Source organism: Nocardioides sp. SRI_004 (assembly GCF_057586415.1).
The window spans coordinates 183009-191402 of the sequence record NZ_JBYCZV010000011.1 but is presented as its reverse complement, the minus strand read 5'-3'; the positions used below and the strand labels follow the sequence as shown (position 1 = coordinate 191402).

Genomic DNA, 8394 nt, shown 5'->3' with positions numbered 1-8394 from the left:
CGACACCCCCGCGGCCGCCCTCGGTCCCGCGGCCCACGCCGTCACCCGACCCGTCCCCGGTGCCGGCGCCGCCGGCGTGGCTGAGCTCGACGCCGACCCCCCGTCGTACCCGCCGGGGGCGGACGTGGTGGATCGCCGGCGGCGTCGCCGCCACGGTCGTCCTGGCCGGCGGCATCGCCGCTGCCCTGCTGACCGGCGGGGACGACGACCCCGGCGGGAAGGGTGGCGACGACTTCCTCGCCCTGCAGCCGAAGGAGATCCTGCAGGCCGCCGAGAAGGACATGTCGGTGGTCCGCAACGCCCGCATCCGCGGCCAGTTCGCGGACGGCGGCGACACGATCACCGTCGACGTCACCGCCACGACCAGCGGCGACTGCCGGGGCACGATGAAGTCCGCGTCGTCCGGCGGCACCGCCGAGATCCTCCGGGTCGACGAGACCGTCTACCTCCGCGCCGACCGGGCGTTCTGGAACGCGAGCACCAGCGACCCGACCACCACCACGCTCATCCTCGGCGTCATCGGTGACAAGTGGGTGGCCGAGAACAGCCTGCTGGAGAGCACCGAGGCCTTCTGCGACCTCGACGAGTTCCTCGAGCGCGACGGTCGCGAGGACGCCACCGCCACCGAGGTCGGCCAGAGCTCCGTCGGCGGGGAGAAGACCGTCCGGATCGAGCAGAAGGAAGGCTCGCAGCGGGAGGTGCTCGACGTCCGGATCGACGAGCCGCACTACCTGATGCGGATCGAGGAGAGCGACGTCGACCACTTCGAGTTCTCGGACTTCGACAAGGACGTGACGATCGAGAAGCCCGCGGACGGCGACGTCTTCCCGCTGCAGGAGTACCTCGACACCATCGAGAAGGGCCTCGGCGCCCTGCCCGGCGCCGAGGAGTCGCCGTCGGGGGCGCCCTCCGAGTGACTCCCGGTGAGCCGCTCGCGGTTTGCGTCATACGAAGGGAGCGTCGGGGCGACCGTTTCGTATGACGTCCGGCGGTGGCGGCGGCCGGGGTGGGTTTGCGTCATACGAGTCGAGCGTCGGGGCGACCGTTTCGTATGACGTCCGGCGGTGGCGGCGGCCGGGGTGGGTTTGCGTCATACGAGTCGAGCGTCGGGGCGACCGTTTCGTATGACGTCCCGCGGCGGCGGCGGCCCGGGTGGGTTTGCGTCATACGAGTCGAGCGCCGGGACGACCGTTTCGTATGACGTCCGGACACCGCCGCGCACCACCGCCGCGCACCACCGCCGCGCACCACCGCCGCGCACCTCCGCCGCGCGCCACCGGCGCCGACCCTCAGGCGTTCTCCTTCTTGAAGACCGCCGTCCCCCACCAGACCGCCAGGCCGAAGAGCACGAACGTCCAGCCGACGCCCCACAGCATCGAGCTGTCGAAGTCGCCGAAGAAGGACGCGCGGACCGCGTCGACGACGTGCTTGATCGGCATGAAGTCGCTGAGTCGCTCGAGCCAGCCGGCGCCGAAGCTCATCGGGAGCAGGATGCCGCTGAGCAGCAGCACCGGCATCATCACGACGTTGATGATGGGCGCCATCACGTCCTCGCTCTTCGTGGTCAGCGCCAGCGCGTTGGACGCCGCGGCACAGGCGCCGCCGAGCAGCAGGGTCAGTACGACGCCGACGACGATGCCGCCGACCGAGGTGTCCATCCCGAGCACGAGGCCGAGTACGACGAGGATCACCGCCTGCACGAAGAGCTGCAGCAGGTCGCGGTAGAGCCGCCCGAAGAGGAGGGCCGAGCGGTGGGCCGGGGTGACCCGCTCGGCCTCGATGACGCCCTCGCGCCACTCGCCGATCAGGGAGAAGCCCGCGAAGAAGGCGCCGAAGATGCCGAGCTGGACCAGCATGCCGGGCACGAACCACGTGTACTGGTTGCCGCCGAGCTGCTCGATGACCGGCTTGAGCAGCGGCCCGAACAGCAGCAGGTAGAGCACCGGCTGCAGCATGCCGATGATGACCCAAGCGGGATTGCGCAGGTTCATCCGCAGCTGGCGGTTGAACACGATCCACGACTCGCGGAGGAAGGTCGTCATGTCAGGCTCCTTCGGGGGCGGGCTCGGTGGCGCCGGCCGCGCCGGCTGCGTCCGCGGCGTCGGCGGCCGCCTCGGCGTCGCGCAGCGAGCGGCCGGTGAGGGTCAGGAAGACGTCGTCGAGCGTGGGCCGGACGACCTCGATCGACTCGAGCGCGACGCCGGAGGTGTCGAGGTCGCGCAGCAGGCCGGGCACGGCCTTGCCTGCGCGGGCGACCCGGCCGCGGACGTGGTGGCCGTCGACCTCGACCTCGCCACTGATCGTGGCGAGCTTGTCGCGCGCGATCGCCACCTGCTCGTCGGTGCTCACCTCGAGGTCGACCAGGTCGCCGGCGACGGCCGCCTTGAGGTTGTCGGCCGTGTCGCTGGCGACGATCGTCCCCTGGTCGATGATGACGATCCGGTCGGCCAGCGCGTCGGCCTCGTCGAGGTAGTGGGTCGTGAGGAAGACGGTCGCGCCCTCCTTCGCCCGCAGGTCGGCGATGTGCTGCCACAGGTTGATCCGCGCCTGCGGGTCGAGGCCGGTGGTGGGCTCGTCGAGGAAGACGAGCGACGGCGAGTGGATGAGGGCCATCGCGATGTCGAGGCGTCGCTTCTGGCCGCCCGACATGTTCTTCGGCATCCGCCGCCACAGCCCCTCGAGCTGCAGCTTGTCGAAGAGCTCCTCGCCCTTGGCGACGGCCGCCTTCTTCGACATCCCGTAGAGCATCCCGTGGTCGACGACCTCGTCCCCGGCGTAGGCGCCGGAGAACGTCGAGCCGACCTGGGAGCAGTACCCGATGCTGCGCCGTACGTCGACGGGGCGGGTCGCGACGTCGTACCCGGCGACGCGTGCGGTCCCGGCCGTCGGCGTGAGCAGGGTGGTCAGCATCCGCAGGGTCGTGGTCTTGCCGGCACCGTTCGGGCCGAGGAAGCCGACGACCTCGCCCTCCGCGACGTCGAGATCGACACCGCGGACGGCGTGCACCTCCCGCTTCTGCTTGCCCTGCCCGGTGTGGAAGGTCTGCACGAGTCCTCGTGCTTCGATCATCGTCGATCCCCTCGTAGTCAAGGTTGAACAATCCGAGTATTCAAACTTGAACACCTCGCTGTCAACACGTCGCCCCCGGGTACGACCGCACCACGCGGCCGGACTCATCGTCACCGGGTTTTGCGGTTCACCAACCGAATTTGTCGTGTACGTCGGCGCGCGACGACGAATTCGGTTGGTGAACCGCACCACCCGGCCGGCCCCCGGACGATCAGCGTCCGAGCAGGGCCCGGTAGCGCTCGCGGTCGGCGTTCATCTGCCAGCCCGGGTCGTCCGCGGGCGGCGTCCACGTCGTCGCGTCCAGCTGCAGCCGGCCGGCCCTCATCTCCTCGATCGTCTCCCGCAGCCACGCCAGCTCGGCCACGGCGAGGTCGAGCCAGAGCGCCACGCCGCGCAGGGCGTGCGGCGGCGCCGCGTCGGGTGCCGGGGGCTGGGCGAGGCGGGCGACGACCTCCTCGAGGGCCACCCGGCGTCGTACCAGGGAGCGCAGGGCACGGTCCGGCGGGACCAGGGGCAGCAGGCCGAAGGCGGCGCTGAAGCCCTTCCGGTCCGCGACGCTGACCTCCTCGAGGCCGGCGGTGACCAGTCGCTCCAGCTCGAGGCGTCCCTCGTCGGAGATCTCGTAGACGGCGACGTCGCGGCCGCCGTCGGCCAGGTCGTGGCGCACCAGCTGGCCCTGGCGGGTGAGCGTCGCGAGGCCGTTGTAGATCGAGCCCGGGTTGAGGTTGGCCCAGTCGTCGACGCTCCACGAGAGCAGCTCGCGGCGGATCTGGTAGCCGTTGACCGGCTCGAAGAGCGCGACCGCACCCAGCAGCAGCATGCGGGTGTCGGTGGAGGCCATGGCCGGATTCTATGAGCGGGCGGGAATGGTCACCGTCGGTCGTGGGTTGCGGCTGGTCGTGACGTCCTCCACCGCCGCTCCCGTGACCCGGGCGAGCGTCGGTCTGCGCAGCGACCGGGGTCCGATCCTCGCCTCGGTCATGCTGAGCACCGCGTTGGTCGCGATCGACACCACGATCCTGGCCACCGCGGTGCCCGCGGTCGTCGAGGACCTCGGCGGGTTCACGCAGTTCCCGTGGCTGTTCTCGACGTACCTCCTCGCGCAGGCCGTCACCACCCCGATCTACGGCAAGCTCGCCGACGTCTTCGGGCGCAAGCCGCTGATGCTGCTCGGGATCGGGCTCTTCGTGCTGGGGTCGGTGCTGTGCGCGCTGTCGTGGAGCATGACCGCGCTGATCGTCTTCCGGGCCGTCCAGGGACTCGGCGCGGGTGCGATCCAGCCGGCGGGCGTCACGATCATGGGCGACATCTACTCGGTGGCCGAGCGCGCCGTCGCGCAGAGCTATGTCGCCGGGGTCTGGGCGACCGCCGCCGTCGTCGGCCCGACCCTCGGCGGGGTCTTCTCCGAGCACCTCTCGTGGCGCTGGATCTTCTGGATCAACGTGCCGCTCGGCGCGCTGGCCGCGGTCGTGCTCGCGCGCCGGTTCCACGAGACGGCGGCCGCCGAGGCCCGTTCCGAGCGGCGCCCGATCGACGTCGCCGGGGCCGTGCTGCTCGCCGCCGCTGCGGTGCTGGTGCTGCTCGGGCTGTTGGAGGGCGGCATCCGCTGGGCGTGGTGGTCGCCCGCCGGCGTCGCGATCTTCGCCTCCGCCGCCGTCCTGCTCGGCGCCTTCATCGCCGTCGAGCGGCGCGTCGCCGACCCCGTCCTTCCGCTCTGGGTCTTCCGCGACCGAGTCCTGAACGCTGCGACCATCGGCGCCTTCGTCGTCGGCATGGTGATGCTCGGCGTCACCTCCTACGTCCCCGTCTACGCCCAGCGCGTCCTCGGGGCCGGCGCCATCGTCGCCGGTCTCGCCGTCGCCGCGCTCGCGATCGGCTGGCCGATCGCCGCCAGCACCGCCGGCCGCGTCTACGTGCGCTGGGGCTTCCGGCCGTGCCTGCTCGCGGGCTCCGTCTTCGGCCTGGCCGGCACCGGCATCGTCGCGCTCGTCGGACCCGACAGCCCGGTGTGGCTGCTCGCGCTCGGCTGCCTGGTGCTCGGCCTGGGCCTGGGGTACGTCGCCAGCCCGGGCATCGTGGCCGCCCAGTCGGCCGTCGCGTGGCGCAACCGCGGGGTCGCCACCGGCACCAACATGTTCGCCCGCTCGGTGGGCAGCGCCGTCGGCGTCGCGGTCTTCGGTGCCGTCGCCAACGGCGTCGTCGCCAGCCGCGTCGGCGGTGGGCGCGCGGCGGGCGAGGTGGACCTGGAGGCGCTCCCGGTCGCCGTGCTCGACCCCGCCCTGCACGCGGTCTTCGTGGGCGTCCTGCTGGCCTCGCTGGCCCTGGTCGTGGCCGGCCTGGTGATGCCGAACAGGTTCGAGCCGGCCTCGGAGTGAGCGGTCCCCGCGACCAATGCGCGGGCGGGTTTTCTTGTGCGCGACGACAACGACCGCACATGTGACTCGCGAGTAGGATCGCGCCCATGAAGCGTGAGATCTACGACGAGGACCACGAGGCATTCCGCGCATCCGTCAAGGAGTTCGTGGACCGGTCCGTGCTGCCGCACACCGACGAGTACATCGCCGCGAAGGCGCTCCCGCGCGAGTTCTGGCTCGAGGCGGGCAAGCAGGGCCTGCTGGGCCTGTGCATCCCCGAGGAGTACGGCGGCTCGGACGCCGGCGACTTCCGGTTCAACGCGGTGCTGCAGGAGGAGCTCGCGAAGGTCGGTGCGGCGTACCCGACCTGCCACGGCATCCACGCCGACATCACGGCGCCGTACATCGTCGAGCTGGGCACCGAGGAGCAGAAGCAGCGCTGGCTCCCGGGCGTCGCGTCCGGCGAGATCGTGCTCGGCATCGGCATGACCGAGCCGTCCGGCGGCTCGGACCTCGCGGCGCTGAAGACCACCGCGGTCCGCGACGGCGACTCGTGGATCATCAACGGCTCGAAGACCTTCATCACCAACGGCTACTCCGGCGACCTGTTCGTCACCGCCGTGCGCACCGACCCGGAGAAGGGCCCCAAGGGCATCACCCTGTTCGGCATCGAGGCGACCATGGAGGGCTTCTCGCGCGGCCGCAAGCTCGACAAGGTCGGCATGGAGGAGTCCGACACCGCCGAGCTGTTCTTCGAGAACGTGCGGGTCACCGACGCCGAGATCATCGGCGAGCTCAACATGGGCTTCATCCACATGATGCAGAAGCTGCCGCAGGAGCGCCTCGGCTGCGCGGTGGCGAATGTCGCGCACGCCAAGCAGATCCTGCTCGAGACGATCGAGTACGCCAAGGAGCGCCAGGCGTTCGGTGTCCCGATCGGCACCTTCCAGCACAACAAGTTCCTGCTGGCCGACCTGGTCACCCGGATCGAGGCGGCCGAGGCGTACATCGACAAGTGCGTCCTCAACCACTCGCAGAAGACGCTGACCGCGATCGACGCCGCCAAGGCCAAGTGGTACTCCTCGCAGGTCCAGTCGGAGGTCCTCGACCACTGCGTGCAGATCCACGGTGGCTACGGCTTCATGAACGAGTACCGCGTCGCCCGCGCGTGGCGCGACGCCCGCGTCACGAAGATCTGGGCCGGCTCCAACGAGATCATGAAGGAGCTCATCGGCCGCGACCTCGGCCTCTGAGCCCCTGCTGGCACCTGCTCCGGACCGGCCGTCTCCCTCGGGAGGCGGCCGGTCCGTGCTTCTCAGCAGCCGTCGTTCTCGGTCTCGATCGAGGTGAAGCAGAGCGTCGGCGCCACCAGCGGGACCTCCGTCGCGGTGCCGCCGGCGTCGTACGCGGTGACCGACGTGGGCTCGCCGGAGGGGAGCACGGCGGCATAGGTCCCGGCCACGACCGGGACGTCCACGTCACCGGCCGGCGTCGCCACCTGCAGTCGTACGACGGACGGGTCGGTCCGCCCGACCAGGGTCAGCGCGGTGGGCGAGTCGGTGTAGAGCACGACGTCGTCCCTCCGCTTCGACAGCTGCACCAGGCGCTGACGGCGGTCGGTCGAGAGGATGCAGCGCCCGAAGGTGCCGTCGGGAGCGACCAGCGCGGCCGCCAGGGTGCCGCCGCGGGTGGTCTCGGCGACCACCTGCCACGACCGCAGGTCGACGTGGGCCAGGTAGCCGCACTGGCGGAGCACTCCGGCCGGGGACGACGGCAACCGGTCCAGGTCCGGCCGACGCTCGGTCACGGCGTCGCCGGGCAGGGTGCAGGACGCGTCGTACGTCGTCCCGTCGAAGTCCGCCTCGAAGACCGTGATCAGCCCGGCACGTGTGGGGAAGCCGTCGATCCACGCCCCCGAGTGGTGCCACGCGGCGTCCGGGACCCCGGGCGCGGCCTGGTTCAGCATCGGCAGGCACATCGACTCGGCGTCGACCTTGTCGATGTCGGGGAAGGACACCTGCCCGGCGGGGCTGCTCACCACCGGCTGGTCCGCCAGCGGCCAGCCGAATCCCTCGATGCTGACCGTGCCGTCGTCCGGCGTGCCCACGACCTCGACGACCAGGTCGGGGTAGCCGTCCTCGGGACCGCCCGCGCCCACGGCCCCGGCACGCGTGCCGGGGTCGCTGAAGTCGAGCGAGGGTGAGCCGTTGCTCGACGTGACGACAGCGGCGGTGCCGAGGCCGAGCACGGCCAGCACGCTCGCCGCGCTCAACGCCGTCGTGAAGGTGCGACGCCGGCGGACCCGGGCGCCGGCGGCGATCGCGGTGGTGGGGTCGGCCGGGGCGAAGCCCGGCGCGTCGGCCATCCGGTCCAGGCGGTGGCGCAGCTCGGTGTCCATCAGGAGCCTCCTTCGGCGGTGGGGGTGGCCAGCAGCGACCGGAGCCGGTCGAGCCCGCGTGCGGCCTGGGTCTTGACGGTGCTGTGGGTGCAGCCCATGAGCCGCGCGGTCTCCTCGACGGAGAGGTCGTTCCAGTAGCGCAGCACCACGGCGGTGCGCTGGCGTGGTGGCAGGGCGGCCAGCTCGGCGGCCAGCCCGTCGTCGTACTCGGGGGACGTCGCGGCCGCTTCGGGCGGCCGGTCGGTGACGACCTCGCGCCGCCACGGCCGCCGGCTCTCGTCGATGGCGGCACGCACGAGGATCTGACGGGCGTACGCGTCGACGGCCCCGCGGCGCTCGATCCGGTCCCAGGCGACGTAGAGCTTCGTCAGCGCCGTCTGCACCAGGTCCTCGGCCCGGTGCGGGTCGGCGCACAGCAGGTACGCCGTCCGCTTGAGGTCCACGGACCGCTCGGCGACATAGGCCGTGAACTCCCGGTCGCGCCGTTCGCGTGCTCCCACCACACCTCCTGTGTGTTCCGTCCTGTGCCCGTGGAGACGGAACGGGACGCCCCTGGGGACGACATGGCTGCCC

At 71.5% G+C, this 8394-nt stretch carries 7 protein-coding genes and 1 pseudogene; 3 read left to right on the top strand and 5 right to left on the bottom strand.

Annotated features, from left to right (window positions below):
- A pseudogene (locus tag AC2YHB_RS16725) lies at positions 1-917 on the top strand (hypothetical protein); the annotation flags it as partial.
- A 372-nt stretch (positions 918-1289) separates the two neighbouring features.
- Here the strand turns inward: AC2YHB_RS16725 and AC2YHB_RS16720 are convergent.
- From AC2YHB_RS16720 to AC2YHB_RS16710, 3 genes are all read right to left on the bottom strand, one after another.
- Positions 1290-2042 (bottom strand): ABC transporter permease, encoded by a 753-nt coding sequence (locus tag AC2YHB_RS16720; RefSeq protein WP_179648274.1) that lies wholly within the window; start codon positions 2040-2042, stop codon positions 1290-1292.
- A 1-nt stretch (position 2043) separates the two neighbouring features.
- On the bottom strand, positions 2044-3069 hold the full coding sequence (locus tag AC2YHB_RS16715; protein WP_179648273.1) for an ATP-binding cassette domain-containing protein: 1026 nt from the start codon (positions 3067-3069) through the stop codon (positions 2044-2046).
- A gap of 211 nt (positions 3070-3280) precedes the next feature.
- Positions 3281-3910, bottom strand: a complete 630-nt coding sequence (locus tag AC2YHB_RS16710; RefSeq protein WP_179648272.1) for a PadR family transcriptional regulator — start codon at positions 3908-3910, stop codon at positions 3281-3283.
- Between AC2YHB_RS16710 and AC2YHB_RS16705 the strand changes: the two genes are divergently transcribed.
- Together AC2YHB_RS16705 and AC2YHB_RS16700 are read left to right on the top strand one after the other, a co-directional pair.
- Positions 3909-5444 (top strand): MDR family MFS transporter, encoded by a 1536-nt coding sequence (locus AC2YHB_RS16705; RefSeq protein ID WP_257026834.1) that lies wholly within the window; start codon positions 3909-3911, stop codon positions 5442-5444. The two genes, AC2YHB_RS16710 and AC2YHB_RS16705, sit on opposite strands and share 2 nt — an antisense overlap.
- Before the next feature lie 86 nt (positions 5445-5530).
- Positions 5531-6676: an acyl-CoA dehydrogenase family protein gene (locus tag AC2YHB_RS16700; protein ID WP_036549077.1), complete on the top strand. Its 1146-nt coding sequence runs from the start codon at positions 5531-5533 to the stop codon at positions 6674-6676.
- Between the two features lie 62 nt (positions 6677-6738).
- Here AC2YHB_RS16700 and AC2YHB_RS16695 read toward each other — a convergent pair whose 3' ends face one another.
- Both AC2YHB_RS16695 and AC2YHB_RS16690 read right to left on the bottom strand, forming a co-directional pair.
- The gene (locus AC2YHB_RS16695; RefSeq protein ID WP_487354302.1) at positions 6739-7821 is read right to left on the bottom strand and encodes a hypothetical protein; all 1083 of its coding nucleotides are present in this window, start codon (positions 7819-7821) and stop codon (positions 6739-6741) included.
- The gene (locus AC2YHB_RS16690; RefSeq protein ID WP_487354301.1) at positions 7821-8321 is read right to left on the bottom strand and encodes a SigE family RNA polymerase sigma factor; all 501 of its coding nucleotides are present in this window, start codon (positions 8319-8321) and stop codon (positions 7821-7823) included. Before AC2YHB_RS16690 ends, AC2YHB_RS16695 begins: the two co-directional genes overlap by 1 nt.
- Positions 8322-8394: the final 73 nt, after the last annotated feature.

Coding starts and splice junctions, on each gene's coding strand:
- AC2YHB_RS16720 (WP_179648274.1), bottom strand. CDS start 2,042: ATGACGACCTTCCTCCGCGAGTCGTGGATCGTGTTCAACCGCCAGCTG.
- AC2YHB_RS16715 (WP_179648273.1), bottom strand. CDS start 3,069: ATGATCGAAGCACGAGGACTCGTGCAGACCTTCCACACCGGGCAGGGC.
- AC2YHB_RS16705 (WP_257026834.1), top strand. CDS start 3,909: ATGGCCGGATTCTATGAGCGGGCGGGAATGGTCACCGTCGGTCGTGGG.
- AC2YHB_RS16710 (WP_179648272.1), bottom strand. CDS start 3,910: ATGGCCTCCACCGACACCCGCATGCTGCTGCTGGGTGCGGTCGCGCTC.
- AC2YHB_RS16700 (WP_036549077.1), top strand. CDS start 5,531: ATGAAGCGTGAGATCTACGACGAGGACCACGAGGCATTCCGCGCATCC.
- AC2YHB_RS16695 (WP_487354302.1), bottom strand. CDS start 7,821: ATGGACACCGAGCTGCGCCACCGCCTGGACCGGATGGCCGACGCGCCG.